Source organism: Acinetobacter lactucae (genome assembly GCF_013344765.1).
In the GTDB taxonomy this organism is placed as follows: Bacteria; Pseudomonadota; Gammaproteobacteria; order Pseudomonadales; family Moraxellaceae; genus Acinetobacter; species Acinetobacter lactucae_A.
Map to the genome: position 1 here is coordinate 24,191 of NZ_JABVBF010000006.1, position 22,044 is coordinate 46,234.

A 22,044-nucleotide genomic window follows, 5' to 3' on the forward strand; every position below is an offset into this window, starting at 1 on the left:
TGTCCTATTGTGCAGGGTAAGCAGCGTCTACAGTATGGTGTTGCGCAGCAATCGCTGATTGAACTTCAACAACATCATCAAACCAGTGACGCACGCCATTAATTTCTTGATAATTTTCATGTCCTTTACCAGCAATCACAACAATATCACCAGTCTGAGCCTGCTGTGCAACAAATTTAATTGCTTCACGGCGGTCATGAATTTCATGCATACGGTGCCCTGAAAAATCGATTCCTTGCTTCATGTCAGCAAAAATTTGCTCAGGGTCTTCTGTTCTTGGATTATCCGAAGTCAAAATAACTGGATTTGCGCCATCCAGAGCTGCTTGAGTCATGAGTGGGCGCTTACCGCGATCACGGTCCCCGCCACACCCAAATACGGCCCAAAGTTGATTAGACACATGACGTTTTAATGTTTTAAGCACTTGAATTAATGCATCTGGTGTATGTGCATAATCAACAACAAATAAACGCTCACCATCACGAATAACTTGCATTCGGCCAGGTGCACCAATCAATTTAGGCACAAAACTAACTAATGCTTCTAAATCAAAGCCTGCTTGCTCAGCAGCTATAAGTGCTGCAACCAAGTTTTCGACATTAAAGTGGCCCAACAATGGACTTTGCACAGCAAAAGAACCTTGCTGGCTTACTAAATTAAATGTCGCTCCTGCCAAACTGTAACTTAGGTCAGTAATATAATAATCAGCAGTATTTTGTGTCAGTGAATACGTTAAAATTTTCGGTTGAGCAGGATTTTGCTTTGCCGCATTGATCATAAGAGCAGCATGCTCATCATCTAAATTAATAACGGCTACTTTTAAAGAACTAAAACGGAATAAAAGAGCCTTAGCTTCTGCATAAGCTTCTAAAGTCCCGTGGTAATCCAGATGATCACGACTCAAATTGCTATAAACAGCAATCTCAATCGCACAACCATTTAAACGGCCTTGTTCCAAACCATGTGAACTTGCTTCTAAAGAAGCAAAAGTTGCACCTTGTTTTGCATAATCATGCAATGCATTTTGCAGTTGTAAAGCATCAAGCGTCGTGTGAGTTGATGGTGTTAAGTCTGGCAAAATACCATTGCCTGTAGTGCCCATCACAGCACAGCGCTGTTGTTGTGAGCTAATTAATTCAGCCACTAGACGCGAAATTGTGGTTTTACCATTTGTACCAGTCACTGCAATAATACGCACTGGTGTTACGGGATCTATAAGTTGTAAATAACGTTCTTGCCATTCACCCATACGTTGACGCACATCAGAACACACCCACTCATTCGCTACGCCTAACTCAGTCTCGCTAATAATGGCAAGTGCACCATTCCCTAAAGCTGACTCAGCAAAAGCGCGTGTTCTTTCAGGTTGGCTATAACTGGTCAAAGCGATAAAGATCTGACCTGATGCCACCTTACGACTGTCTAAACTAAAGCCTTGAAAAGGCTGTTTAGACCACTGTGCATCGATCTTGACTGGATTAATTTCTTGGAAAGAAACAGACATAGCTTACCTGCGAATAGGATTTTCTGGAGTATCAAGGGGCTTATCAAGCGGTACATTCATTAAGCGCAATGATTCTTGCATAATGCGTGCAAAAACAGGGGCTGCAACCAAACCACCGTAATAACGGCCTTGTGGATTTTCAACAACGACAATAACTGCTAATCGAGGGTCACTAATCGGAGCTACGCCTGCAAATAAAGCACGGTATTCATTATTTGAATAACCTTTACGGTCTGCTCGAAGTTTATGAGCAGTACCTGTTTTACCACCAACACGATAACCCGGAATATTAGCTTGCTTTGCAGTACCACCCGGCATCGTCACTTGCTCGAGCATGAGCAAAACCTGATCAGCAATTTTTGGAGCAAGAACTTGCTCACCTTTAGGTGCTTGATCGAGCTTATGCAAGCTTAGAGGCATTTTTACGCCATGGTTTGCAAGCATTGCATAGCCTTGCGCCAACTGAAGAATAGTTGCATTTAGACCATAACCATAAGCCATGGTCCCAAGTTGAGAAGAGTTTAATTTGCTTACAGGAAGTACTAAACCAGAGCTTTCGCCAGGGAACTTCACAGCAGAACGTTTACCAAAACCAGCACGATTAAAGAAGCTTGGTAATGTTTCCTTAGGAAGTGACAACGCAATTTTTGCCGAACCCACGTTTGAAGATTTGATAATGACGCCACTGACAGTCAAAGCACCATAATTGTGGGTATCACGGATAGTATGCCAGCCTAAACGCATTGAACCTGGTGAAGTGTTAACAATAGTATTTGGGGTATATTGTCCAGTTTCGAGTGCGGCAGAAACTGTAAAAGGTTTCATGGTAGAACCCGGCTCGAACATATCAATCGCACCGCGGTTACGCATGGCATCTTTATTAGATAAACCGTTTTTATCATTCGGGTTATAAGACGGCCAACTTGTCATGGCCAGAATTTCGCCTGTTTTAACATCTACAGCAATAGCTGTCGCCGAACGGGCATTATTTGCAACACCAGCAGCCGTTAACTCACGGTACATAATATATTGCAAACGAGAGTCGATACTTAAAGTGATGTTTTCGCCCGGCTCACCTTCACGAATAACTTCTGAAACTTTTAAGCGGTTACCACGTTTATCACGAATAATTTTTTGTTCGCCATCTACACCAGACAGTTGTTTATTCAACTGCATTTCCAAGCCTTCAATCCCTTGGCCTTCACTATTGGTTAAACCAATAATCTGAGCGTTTGGCTGCGGTTGTGGATAATAACGCTTATACGTTTTCTCAGCATAAACGCCTTGGAAGTTACCCTTTGTAATGAGATCGGCCTGTTGTGGCGGCACTTCTTTTTTCAAAACCAAATAACGAGACCGTGGACGTGCATTCATCTGTTTTTTTAGGTCTGCACGATCTAAACCAACCACATCCGCCAACTCATCAAGGTTTAGGTTTTTATCTGGTAATTGTCGTTTTAACTTACGATTATTTGGATCTTTTTTTAGTTCCGCTGTAATTTCTTCATATAAGTGCTTGGTATCGAAGTAATCACGTGGATCAATGACAATTTTCATAATCGGCGTACTAATTGCCAAAGGCACGCCATGACGGTCGCTAATCACCCCACGCATTGCTTCAATACGTTCTGTACGCAAAATATTGGCATTGGCCTTGTTTTGTAAAAAGTCTTTATTAATCACTTGCACATAAAATGCACGTGCAATTAATACAACAAAACAGAGCAGTACCGTTGCCCAGAGCAGATAAAACCGCCACATATCAAAGGCAAGAGTTGGTTTTTCCGAAATAGACTGCTGTTTTTTCCGTGTTTGCTTTGTTCGCTTATCTACCATACAGCAAGGCCTTACTTATTTTGCTCTGAGGTCATCGGTAAAGAAATTACCACCGTTTCTGCAGCAGGTGGCGAAAACATGCGTAGTTGGGTTACAGCACGCGTACCAATCTGTGCTGTTGCACCGAAGGTTTGTTGCTCAATAAGCAAACGTCCCCATTCAGCATTGAGATCATCACGTTCACGCATATAAGAGCTAAGCTCTCTATAATCATGACGATATTCAAATACTTGAAACACCACCATCATGGCACTGATAAAAACAAGCGCCACTAATACGGTGTATACCACAACTTTTTTCACCACTTTATTTTCGGTGGTTTCAATTTCATCACTGCTTTTCATTACGCGCCTTTTTGTTCCAAGCGTTCAGCAACCCGAAGCCATGCACTACGTGAACGTGGGTTCGCTTTTACTTCTTCTTCACTCGCACGAACCCGTGAAATTTTCTTTAACCTTCTTGTATCTACCTGTTGCTGTGGCATTCCCCAACCAAAATCTTCTGCCAAAGTCGATTCTTTTTGAATAAATTGTTTGATCAAGCGATCTTCAAGGGAATGAAAGCTAATCACAGACAAACGTCCTTTTGGTTTTAGTAAGTCTACAGCTTGCGGTAAAAATACTTCAATATCATCTAGTTCTTTATTAATAGCAATACGAATTGCCTGAAATGTACGTGTTGCCGGATGCTTATGTTTTTCCCATTTTGGATGAGCTGTTTTAACAAGTTCTGCCAACTGGGCTGTCGTATCGAGTTTTCCAGCCTGTTTAATGGCTTTCGCAATACGTCGACTATAACGTTCTTCGCCATATTGATAAATAATATTTGCTAATTGTTCTTCTTCAATTTCAAGTAACCACTCAGCTGCGGTTAGTCCCTTAGAATTATCCATTCGCATGTCTAGCGGACCATCCTGCATAAAACTGAAACCACGTTCAGCTTGGTCGAGTTGAGGAGATGACACTCCCAAGTCAGCCATAATGCCATCAACACTCATCACACCAATTTCCTGCATTTTTTCTTTAATATCAGCAAAACTGGCATGAATAATGGTAAATCTCGGATCTTCTTGCGCCAAAGCAGCCGCAACTTCCAAAGCTTGAGGATCTTTATCAAATGCATATACTCGTGCATTTTCATCAAGTTTCGAGAGCAATAAACGTGTATGCCCACCTCGTCCGAAGGTTGCATCGATATACACCCCTGTTGTGCGATCTGCCAATAAGCTCTCAATGGTCTCGGAAAGTAAGACAGAAATATGCGACATAGGTGTTAAATCATAGCGTTAAAATGTAACTGCACATTATCACCTTGTTTATGACCAACGCCAAACGGCTTTTTGTAGGAAAATATTAATTTTTCATAGATAAAACCGTTTTGTTAGCACTTTTTAAGCAAAATAAGAAACCAAGAATAATTTTTTATAGCTAAATACGAATTTATAAAAATTATTATTAACCGCTTTACCTAAAAAATTCTCTTTTTCCTTTACGCTTATTCCGTTAGGGACTCTCATGGATTTACATTAGGACGAGATGAGCTGGCAATCTTTTTTGGCATAGCTACCGATTTGCTTTAACCATTTTTGCCTTTGGTCCGAACTTGCTCCACGCACTGTTCCAATATAATTAACTTTGACTCTACTGACCCCACAAAATTGCAAAGTCGCTTTTTTAAGTTGACGAGTACTTGGTTCACCATAGTACCAACGATAAAACCAGCCCGGCTGATCTAGAGTAGTAATGAGTCGTGCTGATTTGGAGTGTAAATGGCCAATAACTCGATTACTGTTTTCTTGGTAACTAAATACAAGATTTGGTAAAAATAGTCGGTCAATAAAACCTTTAGCTATGGCTGGAAGTCCTCCCCACCAAACTGGAAAGAACCATACTAAATGATCAGCGGCTTGAATTTTTTCCAACGCATTCATTAAATCAGGTTCCAGATCCATACGTTTCTCATAACCATATTTTAAATTAGGCTCGAAATCCAACTTCGCAATTTCTATGAGATCTACATGAACACCTAGTGTTTTTACATGCTCCACATAGTTGTGAGCTAATGCGTGATTAAAACTGATATCGGATGGATGACCATTAATAACTACAATACGTTTAGAAAGTTGAGACATATATCGCCTTTATTGCTGTACATTCAAATATCAATTGATATCTGGAATAAATAAGTAGCGAAAATATCTTATAAAAATTAAGATAACAAGTGATATCTCAACTATTATGTGATCTGGCTCTTATGACTCTTTCTCGCAATGAAAAACAGGTACAAACTCGACAGCATCTCATTGAAGCTGGGTTTGCACTCATTTCTGAATATGGTTATAACGCAGTATCAATCAGGAATCTTTCTAAACAAGCAGGTTATACTCAAGGTGCCTTTTACTCTAATTTCAATAATAAAGAAGCGTTTTTACTTGAGCTGATGGAACTTCAATTCGCTAAAGAAAATTTACAATTACAAGAAATATTTACCAGTGCTCCTTCAAATACTGAGCAATTAATCAATTCACTGCGCCAATGGCTAACAGCTTTTTTTACAAACGATGAATGGCTTAAGATATCAATAGAACTACAACTATTTGCTGCACGTGATCTTACATTCGCCGAGGAGTATCAAAAGGTTTGGAAAACTCATCAGCAAGAAATAACCAAGATCATGAAACAATTTTTTTCTTTAATGCAGATGGCTGAGCCTGATGACTATGATTGTATTGTTATAGAGCTTGTATCATTAAGTTATGGGCTAGCTTTACAATATATGATTTTTAAAGGTGATGTAGACCACTACATCAATATCTTTATCAGCACCTTATTAAAAAGATTGGGTAATTTCTAAATTAATCAAAAATTAGATGTGAAAATCTTAAAATTCAAAAAAGCCGCTTAATTATTAAATAAGCGGCCACATAGAAAACTTAGTTAATTACTGCTTGCCATCGTAAATTTGATCGAAGACAGCCCCATTTGCAAAGTGAGTTTTTTGAGCTTTAGCCCAGCCACCAAAAACATCATTAATGGTGAATAATTTAATTTTTGGGAATTGTGCTGCATATTTAGCAGCCACTTGCGCATTGCGTGGTCGGAAATAATGTTTAGCAGCCAACTCTTGTCCCAATGGTGAATATAAAAAGTTCAAATAGCCTTTTGCTAATGTTCGGTTGCCATCTTTATCTACGGTTTTATCTACAATTGCGACAGAAGGCTCTGCCAAAATTGAAATTGATGGGTAAACGATTTCATATTTATCTTTATCAGGTCCTTTAGTCGCCAATAAAGCTTCATTTTCCCATGATAATAAAACGTCACCAATTCCACGCTCAGCAAATGTTGTTAGCGAACCACGTGCTCCCGAATCCAGCACTTTTACATTGTGATAAAGTTTTTTAACTAACTCACGAGCCTTGGCATCATTTCCGCCCGGTTGTTTTAAAGCATAACCCCATGCCGACAAATAAATCCAACGCGGTGCGCCCCCTGTTTTAGGATTAGGGGTGATAATTTCCACACCTGATTTTGTTAAATCATTCCAGTCGCGTATATTTTTTGGATTACCCTTTCGTACTAGGAACACGACAGTTGAAGTATACGGGGCAGAATTATTCGGAAATTCTTTTTGCCAATTTGGCTGAATAAAACCAGCTTTCACAATCTCATCAATATCATTTGCTAACGCTAACGTTACTACATCAGCTTCAAGTCCAGTGGCTACTGCGCGAGCCTGTTTACCAGATCCACCATGTGACTGTTTAAATTCAACATCTTGCCCTGTACGCTGTTTCCAAAACTTACCAAATGCTTGGTTATATTCTTGATAAAACTCTCGAGTCGGATCATAAGAAACATTTAAAAAAGAGGTAGCTGCCTGAGCTGCTGTTACCGCCATCCCCATATACAAAGCGACAGCCAGTATTGATATTTTTTTCATTTACAAAATCCATCATTCGTTTTAGTTTTACTATATTTTTAATTTTATTTTTTACAATCAATTACTTATATTTATATCTTTTTTACTAATCTTTTTTAAATATATAACTTACAATGTCTAAGTTATTCCATTTTTGAAAATTTTTGTAATTATTCTTACAACTTATTTAGGACCTTCACTTTATCTACACATTAATTTGTTAAATAATGAAGCGTAAAGGATACATATGGTTTACATTTGAGTCGACCAGATTAAAATATAGGTAAATTTTGTAAAAAGTGTGACACAGTTCAACTTTTTTATTAAGATTTATGTTTAAATCGTAGCATTACCGTAATTTTACATTTTGTTAAATTCATAAAATAGATGAAATGTAATAAACAGAGGGGATGATTAACAATGAAAACTCATTATGGAAAAGCGTTAAGCTTAAGTTTGGTGCTGGGTTTGGCATCACAGTTCTCAGCTGCAGCTGTACTTAAAGAGACTCCAAACAAAACTGTTTCAGATAAACAGACTTCACTTATTGAAAAAGCTCTAGATCAGCAGAAACGTAACCCTATTGTGTTACCTTCTACAAATGATGAGCTCAAAGTACTCAATACGATTCGTGTTACACCAACTCAAAATTTTCTTGCTGCGCAACACGAACGTTTTTCACGTTTTGTTCAAGCAATCTTCCAACCACATGCTTCTTAAAACCTGAAACATCCCCTCTTCGTTTCAGTTTTAGCCCAGACTGACGTTAAATAAAACGTCAGAATACTGGGCTTTTTCGTTATAATAGTTTCAATTTTTATTCTGACCCTTTATCTATGAAAGTTCGTACTCGTATTGCACCTTCCCCTACTGGTTTTCCTCATGTCGGCACAGCCTACATTGCATTATTTAACATGTGTTTTGCGAAACAACATGGCGGAGAATTTATTTTAAGGATTGAAGATACAGACCAACTTCGTTCTACACCAGAGTCTGAAAAAATGATTTTGGATTCATTACGTTGGTTAGGTTTGAATTGGTCTGAAGGTCCAGATGTAGGTGGTCCGCACGCACCATATCGCCAATCTGAACGTATGGGAATTTATAAGCAATACGCATTAGAACTTGTTGAAAAAGGTCATGCTTTTTACTGTTTCGCAACAGCAGAAGAACTTGATCAAATGCGTGCTGAACAACAAGCACGTGGCGAAACACCAAAATATGATGGCCGCGGTTTAAGACTTTCTCAAGAAGAAGTGACTCGCCGTCTTGAGGCGGGTGAACCTCATGTCATTCGTATGAAAGTGCCTGAAGAAGGTGTTTGTAAATTTAATGACTTGCTACGTGGAGAGGTTGAAATTCCTTGGGCACAAGTCGATATGCAAGTCCTTCTTAAAACAGATGGCTTACCAACTTATCATTTAGCTAACGTTGTTGATGACCATTTAATGGAAATCACTCACGTATTGCGTGGTGAAGAATGGCTTCCATCTGCACCGAAGCATCAATTGCTTTACCAATATTTTGGTTGGGAAATGCCAACACTTTGCCACATGCCATTGCTACGCAACCCAGATAAATCAAAACTATCTAAACGTAAAAACCCGACATCGATTAACTACTACCGCGACATCGGTGTATTACCAGAAGCCTTGTTAAATTATTTAGGCCGCATGGGTTGGTCAATGCCAGATGAAAGAGAAGTTTTCACATTACAAGACATGATGGATAACTTTGATATTCAGCGTGTATCACTAGGTGGACCAATTTTTGATGTTGAAAAGTTGAACTGGCTTAACGGTCAATGGATCAAGGGGTTAACTCCAGGTCAATTATTAGACCGTTTATTAACTTGGAAGAGTGACCGCAGCACTTTAGAAGATATTGCTGCCGCTATTCAACCACGAATTAATCTACTTTCAGAAGCTGTGAATTGGGCTGGTTTCTATTTTAACCATATGCCACAAATTACTGCTGAAATGTTTGAAAGTAAGAAATTGACTCAAGAGCAAGTTCGTCAAAGTTTGCAATTTGCAATTTGGCGTCTTGAAGGTCAGTTTACTTGGAATAATGACACCGTTAGCCAAACCCTAATGGATCTTGCAAATCAAATGGGTATTAAATTACGCGATTTCATGCCAGCGTTCTTTATCGCAATTGCTGGTTCAACGAGCTCAACACCAGTGATGCAGTCGATGGTAACACTTGGCCCTGATTTAACATTTGCTCGCTTACGCCACGCATTAGAAATTGTGGGTGCACCAAGCAAGAAAGAAGTGAAAATTTGGGAAAAACTTAATGAGAGTTTAAAATTGCCGAAAAATGAAGCAACTAGCGAAGTTTAATTCATTTTTTTGTTGACGTGTGAGCGCATTCCCCATAAGATTGCGCTCACACAAACTGGGGTCATAGCTCAGTTGGTAGAGCGCTACAATGGCATTGTAGAGGTCAGCGGTTCGATCCCGCTTGACTCCACCACGCTCCTTTGTGTTTGCCTCATCAAGTCCCTATCGTCTAGAGGCCTAGGACATCGCCCTTTCACGGCGGTAACCGGGGTTCGAATCCCCGTAGGGACGCCATATTCTGCTTTAATAATTATTAAAAGACTCTATCGTCACCTTACTGTTTATTCTTTATCTCTTTCCAGATTGCACATTTATCTATTTTATCTAAAATAGCGTCTTTCTTAATTCTCTCAATGTGTAATATGCAGCCATCTGACAATCAACTAGATGCTCATCAGCATCAGAACAGTACTGCACCTTTAAAAAGAGCCATGAGTACTCGCCATCTTGTGATGTTATCACTGGGCGGAGCGATCGGAACTGGTTTATTTTTAGGTTCAGGGGAAGTCATTTCACAAACTGGAGCTATTGGCGCAATTATTGCCTATATTCTTGGTGGCGCGATCGCTTACATGGTTATGCTCTGCCTAGGAGAACTCGCTGTACACATGCCTGTTTCAGGTTCTTTTGGTGCCTATGCCAAAAAATATATCAGTCCAAGTACTGGCTATATGATTTCTTGGATGTACTGGCTCACCTGGACTGCAACGCTTGGAACCGAATTCACTGCCGCAGCATTACTCATGCAAGAATGGTTCCCACAGATTTCAATGTGGATCTGGACAATTATCTTTGCGGTTACTATTTTTGGCTTAAATATTAGTTCAACTCGTATTTTTGCTGAGTCTGAGTTTTGGCTAGCCCTCGTTAAGGTCGTTACGGTCATTGCCTTTATTGTGCTCGGCTTATTAGCAATTTTTGGTTTAATTCCATTCCATGGTGCTCAAACTGCTCCGCTATTTAGCAATCTGACAGCTCAAGGCTGGTTCCCTCATGGTTTAATTCCTATTTTTACGACCATGTTAATTGTTAATTTTGCTTTTTCAGGAACCGAATTAATTGGTGTAGCAGCTGGTGAAACCAAAGATCCGGCTCAAAATGTACCAAAAGCAATTAATGCCGCGATCTGGCGCCTACTTATTTTCTTTGTCGGCACCATCATTGTTATTAGTGCTTTACTTCCTTTCCAACTTGCGGGTTTAGGCGGTGACGGTGTAAGTAGCAGTCCTTTCGTTACAGTATTTAATTATATTGGCATTCCATATGCGGATGACATTATTAGGTTTGTAATTATTACAGCCCTGCTTTCAGCAGCGAATTCTGGCCTATATGCAGCTTCACGTATGATGTGGTCACTATCAGAACAAAAATTGCTACCTAGCGTATTTGCCACCCTATCAAAAAGTGGAACACCAATCGTAGCTCTAGTGGTAACCATGTTCGGTGCAATTCCAGGTTTGTTATCAGAGCAGTTTGCACCTGAGACTATTTTTAAGAATCTGCTTGGTGTAGCGGCTTTTACCATGGTTATTGTGTGGATGAGCATTTGCTTAAGTCAGTTCAATTTCCGCCGCCAATGGTATAAATCAGGCCATACGGTTAAAGATTTACAATATGCTGCTCCTCTATTCCCTATTGTGCCAATTTTAGGTTTTGTTTTCTGTTTCATTACTTGCTTGAGTATGGCAGCTGACCCTGAAATGCGTGCTGGTTTTGTAGGCTGTCTTATTTTTACAGCTTTATGTTATGTCAGTTATTTTATTTTTTATCGTAATAAAGAATAAACCAGCCCTTATTCAATTAAAGTGTAGCAAAAAGCTACACTTTTTTTTGCCTACATACTGGTTTTAAACAACATCACGTTGTAGATTGAAATTCATATTAAAAACAATTCCTTGTATAGAATGAAAATTATATTTATCCACGGGATGAATCAACAAAACTACACAGCACATCGCTTGAAAGAGCATTGGTTAAAAGTGTTTAAGCTCGGCCTAAAACAAATGCCTTGCAAAGTTAACGTGCGTGATCTTCATATTCATATGCCATTTTATGGCGATCTAATGACTAAATATCAATTAAGCAATCAATTAGACCTTAACACGTTATTACCTAAATCATTTATTAGTAATTATTTTCCTATTAATTTGCACCAAAGTAATCCTCCAGCTAAAGAACACACTCCATTTATTCCGTTGTTGCCACCAGCAACGGACCCAGCTGAAAAAAGCTTTTCAGAACGTCTTTATCTCACCTCTCAACTCGTAAAAGATCGGGTACTCAAAGAGTTGGTTGTTCTTTTAAATAACTTCCCTAAATTACATGAGAGCTTAATTCAACAGTTTCTAATTGAAACTTATATGTATTTGTCTAATCCTGAGTTTATGCAAGAAGTGAATGAGCGGATTTTAAAGAAAATGCGTGAAAACGAAGATTATATTATCGTTGCTCATTCTCTCGGTTCAGTTATTGCCTTTAATCTTCTTTCGAACCCTGCATATCGGTTTTCAATTAAACGATTTATAACGCTAGCTTCCCCTTTATCCTTTCGTGTGATTCAGAGTAAGCTTCCGAGTCCAATTTCTAGACCATCATGTATTTATGGTGATTGGTTTAATTTTTACTCTCAGGATGATTTTTTGACTGCATTTCCCTTATGTGAAGCACCATTTAATTTCGATCCTTCTATTATTAATCAGAAAATTTACACTTTCGCTAACCAACCCCATGAGATTTTAGGGTATCTACAGCACCCCTCGGTTATAAAGGCAATTATTGAGCCTTTTCAGAAAAAAGAAGGCTAAATGTATATATTTTCTACAATTTGAGTTATTTTTAATCGCTTAACTGTTTTTTTTAATATTTCTTCAGAAAACTATTTGACACTTTTATTAAATCGACCTAATATACGCCCACCTCTGAAACGTCCCTATCGTCTAGAGGCCTAGGACATCGCCCTTTCACGGCGGTAACCGGGGTTCGAATCCCCGTAGGGACGCCACTAAATTCGAGGAAAAGCAAAGATTAATTATCTTTGCCGAGAATTTAGGCAAGCAGTTTACTGCACGCAGGTAACTAGCCTCATATAAGTCCCTATCGTCTAGAGGCCTAGGACATCGCCCTTTCACGGCGGTAACCGGGGTTCGAATCCCCGTAGGGACGCCAAATTCTAAAAAGCCACTGCATAACGTCAGTGGCTTTTTTCTTGCCTTAAAAATGAAAAGCTAATCAATAATTAGCTTTTCATATGTTCAATTACCCTGCGATTCCTACTTGTACTTCAAGACGACCCGACTGTACTCGAAGTCCCCTAATTTCAAACTGATCTACTAACTGCTGCACAAGCTCCCGACTTTCTCTCAAAATATTCAAGCCCGGTAAAATACTAAAATCAGTCAAACTGAGAAGCTTTTCAACCATCCATGAGCGGTTATTAATAAAGTCAATAAATCCTGCTTGTTCTAGGTCAATAAACCACATACGGTGACCATCTCGTTGAATGCCGGGGATATCACCAATCAAGTGATTAATGAGTGATGGAATCGGCAACATATTCACGACTTCAAAACCAACTCGACCAATACGACGCACCGCCCAATTTGACAAGGTTCCTCCATGCCGAATCTGAACATCGAGACTTTCATCCATCTGGCGTAGGCGCAAGAATTTTTCCTGCCCAATACGACATTCCAATACCTTAAAATCCAAACTTAAACGATACATGAAACGATGGTAATGCCCATCGATCTCGACTTGGAAGCTATCGTTGCCACACTTAATTTTAATATCATCAATTTCAGAACGGTCAATGCGCTTACGGATTTGATTATTTAATAACATTTCGGGCAAGTACAACGTTAAGGTACTTTTTCCTAAAAAAGTTCGCGCCATAATCAACGCGACTTGGCGTGCTGTTTCACTGGTTTCAGACACCATATCTCTTACAGTCCCTGCTGCCAGATTTGTCATGCCGACAACTCCACGTCTCGTATGAGTAGTGACTTGATCGAGCGCGTCCAAAGCAGCATCAGCAACCTCTGCAATATTACGTGTCGTGTCGCTAGCAAACCCAACTGCATCTTGGGCATGTTGTAATGTCTTATGCAGTAATCGACGAGATAATGACGGTTTAGCGGTATCTGGGGTAGCTAAAACCGATGCTGTCGTTGTAGGCTGCGACTTATTGTCATCTTGTTGACCCAAGTCCTTCTCTCCTTTTTATATTTATCCCACATCCTATTCGAGTATTTAAGCTCATTTATTGTGCTAATCACACTTCATTTTTCTGTAGATTAGCATGCTCTACAACATTATTTTATTTTTTATGTGTACGGATAAATCATCTGTTTTTTATATTTCTTTGTTTATTCATAAGTAATTTTTCTGCTAACTCAACGCATTTCCTCGATATCTTACAAATTTTTTTCTTTCTGCACATTTCCGTTAGAATAGATTCAAACTAAATGTGGAGTTCCCATGCAATATCGTTGCCCTAAATGTCAAAGTGTTAAAATTATGCCTGTGAGCCAAGGCGTTAACAGCGCGAAACCCGTCGTTCCTAAAAGTCTGGTTATCTTGATTCCTGCAATTTTTGTGCTTTTGCTCTTAGTAGTGATTAGCATTTTTATGTGGATTTTTGGCAATGGTGCAGGTAGTTCTCTTCAAATTGCAACTGTAGTCGCTTTTGTTGTTACTGTAGGAGCTGGTTTTATGTTCTGGCGCGATTTGCCTGATTTCAAATTGTCTATGCAAGCATTTATGCAGTCACAAAAACACTGGAAATGTCGTGACTGCAATCACGAATGGGAAATTTAAAAAAAGTATTCACATCAGCTTAGTGCTGATGTGAATGTTCTTTGTCAGTCTCATCATGTTCATGTGAAGCATGTTGAGCAACATGCTGACAATTAATCTCGGCATCATCCTCAATTTGCAATGTCACTTCGCCAATACCATGCTCATGGGAAAGCATTTCAACAGCATCTTGATAAAGCTTGGTACGATCAGCGTCAGGTGCAAATAAATGCACAGTTAAATGGATGTTTTTAGAAGTAATCGCCCATACCTTAAGTTGGTGAATACTTTCAACACCATTTAAAGAAAGTAAATCAGCACGTAACTTTTCAATATCGACTTCCTCTGGTACGCCTTCGAGCAAAATATTAATACTTTGTTTAAGCAAGACCCATGTTCTCGGTAATACCCAAAAACCAATCAATACTGCAATAATTGTATCGACCCAGTACCAGTTGGTGAAGTAAATCACTATCGCACCAATAATAACGCCAACCGAACCTAGCGCATCACTCAATACTTCTAAATAAGCCCCTTTCACATTTAGGCTGTTATTAGCACTCGACATGAGGATTTTCATTGAGATGAGGTTAATCACCAAACCAAGGGTTGCCACAATGAGCATACCCACACTTTGAATTTCAGGTGGCTTAGAGAAACGGATATAGGCTTCATATAAAATATAAATCGCCACCACGAAAAGCATGAGCGCATTAAATAAAGCCGCTAGAATTTCAAAGCGCTGATAGCCAAAGGTACGTTTATTATCGGCGGGACGTTTTGAAATCTGAATTGCAACCAAAGCAATTGCAAGAGCAGCTGCATCGGTAAACATATGCGCAGCATCGGAGAGTAATGCCAAACTTTGCGTGATTAAACCAGCAACGACCTCAACAATTAAAAATGTTGAGGTAAGCGCTAAAGCAATCATTAATTTCTTAGCATTACCTTCAGTCACTACAGCATGACTATGATCATGACCATGTTGTCCACCCATTTTGCGGACTCCTTATTATTTATCTTTATGGTGAGGTAAAAGTAACGATGGATACAGCACTACTTTTACCTCTTTCAAACACTTTTTTGAATTGACGCTGTCATTAAAAAAGATATCTCAAAACGATGACATTATGAATGCTCAGCGCTTTTCGCTTTGCTTTCATTCATCCATCGATAAATGACCGGTAATAAAACCAAAGTTAATATCGTAGATGAAATAATGCCACCGATTACGACCGTTGCCAAAGGTCGTTGCACTTCGGCTCCAGTTCCTGTTGCCAAAGCCATCGGAATAAAACCAAGTGAAGCTACGAATGCTGTCATTAATACTGGACGTAATCGTAATACCGCTCCTTTCCAAGTTGCCGCATGAACATCTAAAGTTGTTCTCAGCTCTTTAATAAACGTGAGCATGACCAAACCATTTAATACTGCAACACCCGATAAAGCGATAAACCCAACCCCAGCAGACATGGAAAGTGGAATATCCCTCAACCATAAAGCCACTAATCCACCAGATAAAGCGAAAGGAACTCCACTAAATACAAGTAAGCTGTCTTTAAAATTACTAAATACAGCCATGAGCAACACAAAGATCATGATGAGCGCCATCGGTACAACGATTTGCATTCTTGCCGTGGCAGAAGCAAGATTCTCAAACTGCCCTCCATAGCCTAACCAGTAACCGCTAGGTAGCTTTTGCTGTGCCAGTTTACTTTGCATCTCTTGTACAAAAGACCCAAGGTCACGATCACGCACATTTGCCGTCACAATAACTCGGCGCTTACCATTTTCACGGCTCACTTGAGCAAGGCCTAAAATATTCTCAACCTTTGCGACGTCTTGTAACTGAATCAGACCTCCATTTGGTAAGCGAATCGGTAATTGTGCGAGTTGCTGAGGTGTACGCATGTTTTCCTGTAAGCGAATCATGAAATCGAAACGTCTATCACCCTGTAAAATTTGCCCTACACTCTGTCCACCAATACTCGCAGCGACAATATCCTGAATAGACTTGACTGATAATCCATATTGGGCAGCCAGTGCATGATCAACATCTACATTCAGTAATGGCAAACCGTCAGTCTGTTCAACTTTGACTTCACTAGCACCTGGAATGCTACGTAGTTGTTGAGCTATTTTTTCCGCTTCCTGATTGAGGACCTGCATATCGTCCCCAAAAACTTTCACTCCAATATCACTACGTACACCTGAAATAAGCTCATTAAAACGTAATTCAATCGGTTGTGAGAATTCACTGTTATTACCAGGAATCTGGTTCACGAATTGCAGCATTCTGGCACGCAATTCATCTATTGTTTCTTTAGGATTAGGCCATTCATCATGTGGTTTTAATAAAACAATACCATCGGAAATATTTGGAGGCATGACATCGGTAGCAACCTCGGCTGTTCCTGTTCTTGCAAAAATGGCTTTAATTTCGGGAAAAGCTTTCAGTAACTGCTTTTCCACATTCTCCTGAATCTTAAGCGACTCTTCTATGCCAGTGCTCGGTGCACGCATGAGTTGCAGTGCAAAATCACCTTCACTTAACTGAGGTGCAAATTCACTACCCACTCTTGTTGCAATAGCGCTTGTCAAAATCAAGATGCTGACAGCCGCTGTTACAACAACATATCGAAAGGCATAAGTCTTATCGAGTAAACTTGCATAGCCTTTTTTCAAGGCAATCATCCAACGGCTTTCTTTTTCCTTCACTTCCCCCGTAACAAACAAGGCGACAGCTGCCGGAACAAAGGTTACGGATAAAATAATTGCTCCCAATAACGCTAGCACAACAGTCATTGCCATAGGATGGAACATTTTTGCTTCTACACCTGCTAAAGCAAAAATTGGTAGGTACACGACCATAATAATGATCTGACCAAATATTAATGGTCGTCGTGCCTGCTTAGCTGCTAGAAAGACTTCTGTGAAGCGTTCTGAGCGTGTTAATAAGCGACCTTTTAAATGCTGCGCTTCAGCCAAACGCCGAATACAGTTTTCAACAATAACAACTGCTCCATCAACAATAATCCCGAAGTCCAAAGCCCCCAAGCTCATCAGGTTGGCACTAATTTTTTGTTCTGCCATGCCTGTTAAGGTAAAAAGCATTGCCAATGGAATAATACAAGCGGTAATTAAAGCGGCACGAAAATTTCCTAAAAAAATGAAAAGGATAACGATGACTAAAATCGCCCCTTCAATCAAATTCTTGGCTACTGTTTTAATCGCTTTATCTACGAGATTACTACGATCATAGACTGTCTCAATCACAACACCCTGAGGGAGTGATCTCTGAATTTCCTGAACTTTTTGATCAATCGCTTTGGCAATGGTTTTACTGTTTTCACCCATCATCATCATGGCGATACCTAAAACAGTTTCCTGCCCATTATAGGTAGCACCACCTGTACGCAAATCATGACCAATCGATACTGAGGCCACATCGGCAACCCGTATAGGTAAACCATTTTTAGTGGCGACCGTAACGTTCTGAATATCTTGTATCGACGTCAGCATACCCGGAACACGAACTGTGAGCTGCTGGCCATTCTCTTCAATAAATCCAGCACCACGGTTTTCATTGTTATTTTGAAGAGCATCTTGTAAATCAGTGAGTGGAATCTGCAACTGTTGTAACCGCGTCAGATCTGGAGAAACGACATAAGTTTTGTTATATCCACCAATGCTATTAACCTCGGCTACCCCTTGTACGCGTTGTAACTGAGGACGAATAATCCAGTCTTGAATTTCACGCAGATCCATCGCGCTATAGGCTGAACCATCTGCTTTTTTAGCATTTGGCTCTGCTTTTACCACCCATTGATAAATCTCACCGAGTCCAGTTGAAATTGGAGACATTTGCGGATCAATGCTATCGGGTAAAGCACTCTTTGCTTCTTGTAAACGTTGGTTAATTAGCTGCCTTGCCCAGTAAATGTCAGTGCCATCTTTAAAGATAATCGTGACCTGAGAAAGACCATATCTGGAAATTGAACGAGTCTGTTCCAGATTTGGAATACCAGACATGGCATTTTCAATCGGGTATGTAATCCTTTGTTCAACTTCCGGCGCAGTAAAACCATTGGCCTGACTATTGATTTGTACCTGTACATTGGTGATATCAGGCACGGCGTCAATTGAAAGTTTTTGGTAGCTATAAATTCCAACACCAATCCAAGCGATGACAAACATCATGACCCAAATGGCATTATTAATTGAAAACTGAATGATCCGATCAAACAAACCTTCAGCCTCTGGCAAATCAGGTTTATTAATGTCCATGCTCAGCCTCTCCTTTTTCAAGTTCCGACTTCAGCAAGAAACTACCTTGGGCCACATATTGCTGTTTTTCAGTAATTCCGGATTTAATCTCTACCCATTGTGCATCTGAAGAATAATTACCTAACTCAACTGCAACAGGAGCAAAATGAATTTTGTCCTTCTCTTGTTTTGCAATAAAGACGACATTCTTGCCATCAATCTGTTGTATCGCTGTCTTGTTAACTCGTAATACAGTCGCTGCATTATTTTGTTTCAGTAACACATTGACCATTAAGTTAGGACGTAATTCTTTTGAAGGTGTGAGTACCTTGGCACGAACCTGTAGACGACCAGTTTGAGTATCTGCTTCTGAAGTTAAACTTTGTACCTGTGCTTTAAAAATATTGTTCGTTTGTAGCGATTTAAATTCAATTTCCTGATTAGGCTGAATATTGGTATTTGCACTTGGTAGCACAAATTCAACCCATAACTGATCTAGGCGATCAATAACAAATAACTGTTTTTCAGGACCAATTTGCTCACCAATTACAATATCTTTATTACTAATTACACCGCTTAAAGGCGCCGTTAAAACATATCGACCTTTACTTGAGCGAGTTGCTCCCAATGCACTTAAACGGCTATTTGCAGCCTGTACCTGAATTTGAGCCTGACGATAAGCATTGTAAGCACGTTGATAATCTTGACGTGCTGAAACACCCTGTTCCCACAATTGTTTTTCACGCTGATAATCTTGCTGGGCTAATGTCAGTGCTTCTTGTGCCATACTTAAGTTAGCTTGCTGATCGACCAAATCTGGGACAAATAAAGTCGCAAGTGCTTGCCCTTTTTCAACTTGTTGCCCCAGTGCAACATTTACGCTATCTACTCGGGCAGAAAACGTTGAAGAGACATGTGCTTGCTGGTCTGTATTTACGACAAGTTTGGCAGGATAAGAGAGATTTTGCTCAACTTCTCCACGTCCTACTTGCTCTAACTTCACACCATATTCAACCAGTTGCTTAGAAGTCAGATTTAAACTTCCTTCCTCTTTTTCAGACTCTTCATGCCCCGCTTCAGCTTCTGTATGTCCTTCTTCACTTTTCTCGGTATTAGGCTGTTTTTTTCCTGAGAAAAATAACCAAGCACTTACAGCAAGACAGACAATCAGGAGCAAAATAGCAATAAGCCATTGGTTTTTCATTTTTTTAATTGACATTACTCTGCCCCTCCAACTGTCGGCAACTTATAGGTGTCTTGCCATAAATTTTGATTGATTTGATTTAATGCATCCCCAGCCATCACCATATTTGGATCGATGCCGAGAGCTAAACTTTCTGCCTCAATTGCTTTTTGCCATGCAGATTTAAGGAGTTGAACTTTTTTCAACCTTTGTTCTTGTAATTGCAAGGTAGATTGCTGAACATCAGTAATTGCATATTTACCGGCTTTGAAACCAAGTAACATTTTCTCCTGTACCGTCTCTGATAAAGGAATCTGTTGCTCATTCATTAAGTTATATTGCTGCTTCAAACCAGCCAACTCGTACTGTAGAGTACGAATAGAATTCAGACTTTGCTTTTTATAAAAACTTTGCTGCTGGTCAATTAAATCAAGTTTGCTTTGGGCAACTTTCAAGGCATATTGTTGGCGATTAAAAATATTTAGGGGAACTGCAATACCTACTCGAATCTGATTTTCAGTACTATTTGTATCTGCAGTTTTACTACGAACCACCCCCATATTTACCGTAGGCGTAGGGCGATTTTTTGCTTTTAAGTAATTAATTTCAGAATTTTGCTGTATTGCTTGAAGCCTCATAGACTGTTCTAACAAATTCTGTTTTAAGTATTGATCGATATCACCTTCATTTTTTAAAGGCCACGCACTTTTTATATCTGGACGTAAGGTAAAGTTATCTTCAGTCTCACCCCATAAGTTCGCCAATTTTCGTTTGGCACTACTTAGTAATAATTCAACTTCCTGATATAAACGTTGATTTTCAACATGCGTCATTAAAGTCCGATCGAAATCAACCTGAGCAATACTTCCTGCTTGAAAGCGTAACCGAGTTGCATCGAGAAGGTTTTTACTCGTTCTTAATTGAGCTTTGGCAACTTCGTGTTCAAGTTCTAAAGTTGATACTTGTGACCATAAATATTTTACTGCCAGCTTGAGTTGAGCGTCATACAAAACCTGATTTAACTCAACTTGATTTTGCTGAACACTTGCCAGTTTTTTTGCTGCAGAACGTACACCAAAAATATCTAGCTTTTGCGAGATCCCGAGTTCTAACTCCTGATCTTTTCCAGATTTAAAACCCGTTTGCTGTACAGAAACCGTCGGGTTTTCCCATAGCCGGCTCTGTTTGATATTACTCTCTGCAATATCTTGTTGAGCTTGCCAAATTCCTGTTTGAGTCTGAAACTGCTTGACCTGATCTAACACTTGGTCAAATGTTAAAACATTCTGTACGTGCTGCGGTTGAGTATTCTCAGCAAGGTTTTGATTTGAACTCGCCGCAGTGGTAACCGCACTAGTTGAAAGTGCAACAGCAATAACTAATGATTTAAGTACCCAAGACGTACTCAGGCTAACGAAACGTTTTTCGTATAAAAAAATAGACATAAAATAACCCTATGAAATAAATAATATTTCTGGTGGGCTAATTTTCGGCTACCCCACCTATAGCAGGGTTAAAACAGGAGGTGGGTCTTGTTTAGAGATATGAGGGGATTTATAAGAATTGGACCAATAATATTGTTGTTTTGGCTCAGATGATTGTATTAACGGCGAAACAATTTTTTCTTGTGCTTCTACAATCACAACATGAAAACACGAAGATAAATGGTCATGATGATCGGACAAGCTTAAGGGAGCTTTATGAGTAGTCCCTACTACATCAGTCTTTTCAGTATGGCTATGTTGAGAAGCTTCATAACTCAACGCTGCATGATGACCAAAATGATGTAATGCTTTTTCCTGATTTTCATGGGCGCAAAATGCTGCTGCCACATTCCATAAACTTTGGAATATAAGCAAACAGAACAAGACGGACATGAAAAGTGCAGAACGTGGCAAAACAGCACACCATTAAACTAAAAAGTTGAACAAGGGCACTATAGCAGGCTCATAGCATGTAATAAAATTACATCTCTGAATGCCTACATAGAAACTATACGGAACAAGTTGTATTAAAGATAAATAAGCCATTAAAAATGTTTATCTTTATTAACAGGAAACTAATTATCAAATAATTAGTTTCCTACAAAATAAAAATTATTTACGTTTACAAGTTAAATGAGGATTCTTACTTTTTTCCGCTTTAGCTTTTGTTTCTTGCTGAGACTTAATATTCTTTTCGAGAAATATTAATCC

18 protein-coding genes and 4 tRNA genes are annotated in these 22,044 nt (G+C 39.4%); 10 read left to right on the top strand and 12 right to left on the bottom strand.

Going from position 1 to position 22,044, the window contains the following annotated elements; all coding sequences use genetic code 11:
- Positions 1 to 4: 4 nt before the first annotated feature.
- From HUN22_RS01670 to HUN22_RS01690, 5 genes are all read right to left on the bottom strand, one after another.
- Positions 5 to 1,504: a UDP-N-acetylmuramoyl-L-alanyl-D-glutamate--2,6-diaminopimelate ligase gene (locus tag HUN22_RS01670; RefSeq protein ID WP_174726258.1), complete on the bottom strand. Its 1,500-nt coding sequence runs from the start codon at positions 1,502 to 1,504 to the stop codon at positions 5 to 7.
- 3 nt (positions 1,505 to 1,507) lie between these two features.
- Entirely contained in the window at positions 1,508 to 3,340 is a 1,833-nt protein-coding gene (gene ftsI / locus HUN22_RS01675; RefSeq protein WP_031949519.1) for a penicillin-binding protein PBP3, read from the bottom strand.
- Between the two features lie 11 nt (positions 3,341 to 3,351).
- A complete protein-coding gene (gene ftsL, locus HUN22_RS01680; protein ID WP_016142872.1) occupies positions 3,352 to 3,684 on the bottom strand; it encodes a cell division protein FtsL in 333 nt (110 codons plus the stop codon).
- Entirely contained in the window at positions 3,684 to 4,607 is a 924-nt protein-coding gene (gene rsmH / locus HUN22_RS01685; RefSeq protein WP_174726259.1) for a 16S rRNA (cytosine(1402)-N(4))-methyltransferase RsmH, read from the bottom strand. Before rsmH ends, ftsL begins: the two co-directional genes overlap by 1 nt.
- Before the next feature lie 258 nt (positions 4,608 to 4,865).
- Entirely contained in the window at positions 4,866 to 5,471 is a 606-nt protein-coding gene (locus tag HUN22_RS01690) for an NAD(P)H-dependent oxidoreductase (RefSeq protein ID WP_174726260.1), read from the bottom strand.
- A 122-nt stretch (positions 5,472 to 5,593) separates the two neighbouring features.
- Here HUN22_RS01690 and HUN22_RS01695 point away from each other — a divergent pair, with 122 nt between their 5' ends.
- A complete protein-coding gene (locus tag HUN22_RS01695) occupies positions 5,594 to 6,193 on the top strand; it encodes a TetR/AcrR family transcriptional regulator (RefSeq protein WP_174726261.1) in 600 nt (199 codons plus the stop codon).
- 87 nt (positions 6,194 to 6,280) lie between these two features.
- On the opposite strand, the gene HUN22_RS01700 is transcribed toward HUN22_RS01695, so the two are convergent.
- Positions 6,281 to 7,282, bottom strand: a complete 1,002-nt coding sequence (locus HUN22_RS01700; RefSeq protein WP_217488031.1) for a sulfate ABC transporter substrate-binding protein — start codon at positions 7,280 to 7,282, stop codon at positions 6,281 to 6,283.
- 399 nt (positions 7,283 to 7,681) lie between these two features.
- On the opposite strand from HUN22_RS01700, the gene HUN22_RS01705 reads away from it, so the two are divergent.
- The 8 genes from HUN22_RS01705 (at position 7,682) to HUN22_RS01740 (ending at position 12,771) form a co-directional block, all read left to right on the top strand.
- Positions 7,682 to 7,981 carry a DUF4179 domain-containing protein gene (locus HUN22_RS01705; RefSeq protein WP_174726262.1) on the top strand — a complete coding sequence of 100 codons (300 nt, stop codon included), beginning with the start codon at positions 7,682 to 7,684 and terminating at the stop codon, positions 7,979 to 7,981.
- Between the two features lie 116 nt (positions 7,982 to 8,097).
- A complete protein-coding gene (gene gltX, locus HUN22_RS01710) occupies positions 8,098 to 9,606 on the top strand; it encodes a glutamate--tRNA ligase (protein ID WP_174726263.1) in 1,509 nt (502 codons plus the stop codon).
- A gap of 57 nt (positions 9,607 to 9,663) precedes the next feature.
- Positions 9,664 to 9,739: transfer RNA gene (locus tag HUN22_RS01715), tRNA-Ala, on the top strand.
- 25 nt (positions 9,740 to 9,764) lie between these two features.
- A tRNA-Glu gene (locus tag HUN22_RS01720) sits at positions 9,765 to 9,840 on the top strand.
- Positions 9,841 to 9,968: 128 nt separating this feature from the next.
- Positions 9,969 to 11,390, top strand: coding sequence for an amino acid permease (locus HUN22_RS01725; protein WP_016143674.1), 1,422 nt, complete (start codon positions 9,969 to 9,971; stop codon positions 11,388 to 11,390).
- Between the two features lie 120 nt (positions 11,391 to 11,510).
- Positions 11,511 to 12,410, top strand: a complete 900-nt coding sequence (locus HUN22_RS01730; protein ID WP_174726264.1) for a hypothetical protein — start codon at positions 11,511 to 11,513, stop codon at positions 12,408 to 12,410.
- Between the two features lie 121 nt (positions 12,411 to 12,531).
- Positions 12,532 to 12,607, top strand: a tRNA-Glu gene (locus HUN22_RS01735).
- 88 nt (positions 12,608 to 12,695) lie between these two features.
- Positions 12,696 to 12,771 (top strand) — tRNA-Glu (locus tag HUN22_RS01740).
- A 90-nt stretch (positions 12,772 to 12,861) separates the two neighbouring features.
- On the opposite strand, the gene HUN22_RS01745 is transcribed toward HUN22_RS01740, so the two are convergent.
- Positions 12,862 to 13,809, bottom strand: a complete 948-nt coding sequence (locus tag HUN22_RS01745; RefSeq protein WP_002116860.1) for a hypothetical protein — start codon at positions 13,807 to 13,809, stop codon at positions 12,862 to 12,864.
- A 273-nt stretch (positions 13,810 to 14,082) separates the two neighbouring features.
- Between HUN22_RS01745 and HUN22_RS01750 the strand changes: the two genes are divergently transcribed.
- Positions 14,083 to 14,421 (top strand): hypothetical protein, encoded by a 339-nt coding sequence (locus HUN22_RS01750; RefSeq protein ID WP_174726265.1) that lies wholly within the window; start codon positions 14,083 to 14,085, stop codon positions 14,419 to 14,421.
- Between the two features lie 19 nt (positions 14,422 to 14,440).
- Here the strand turns inward: HUN22_RS01750 and HUN22_RS01755 are convergent, their stop codons facing one another.
- From HUN22_RS01755 to HUN22_RS01775, 5 genes are all read right to left on the bottom strand, one after another.
- A complete protein-coding gene (locus HUN22_RS01755) occupies positions 14,441 to 15,397 on the bottom strand; it encodes a cation diffusion facilitator family transporter (protein ID WP_174726266.1) in 957 nt (318 codons plus the stop codon).
- 131 nt (positions 15,398 to 15,528) lie between these two features.
- Positions 15,529 to 18,687: an efflux RND transporter permease subunit gene (locus tag HUN22_RS01760; protein WP_174726267.1), complete on the bottom strand. Its 3,159-nt coding sequence runs from the start codon at positions 18,685 to 18,687 to the stop codon at positions 15,529 to 15,531.
- A complete protein-coding gene (locus HUN22_RS01765; protein ID WP_174726268.1) occupies positions 18,677 to 19,885 on the bottom strand; it encodes an efflux RND transporter periplasmic adaptor subunit in 1,209 nt (402 codons plus the stop codon). Before HUN22_RS01765 ends, HUN22_RS01760 begins: the two co-directional genes overlap by 11 nt.
- The gene (locus HUN22_RS01770) at positions 19,885 to 21,294 is read right to left on the bottom strand and encodes a TolC family protein (RefSeq protein ID WP_174726269.1); all 1,410 of its coding nucleotides are present in this window, start codon (positions 21,292 to 21,294) and stop codon (positions 19,885 to 19,887) included. The genes HUN22_RS01765 and HUN22_RS01770 overlap by 1 nt, the downstream gene beginning before the upstream one ends.
- Before the next feature lie 57 nt (positions 21,295 to 21,351).
- Positions 21,352 to 21,747, bottom strand: a complete 396-nt coding sequence (locus HUN22_RS01775) for a cation efflux protein, CzcI-like (protein WP_368074570.1) — start codon at positions 21,745 to 21,747, stop codon at positions 21,352 to 21,354.
- Positions 21,748 to 22,044 lie beyond the last annotated feature (297 nt).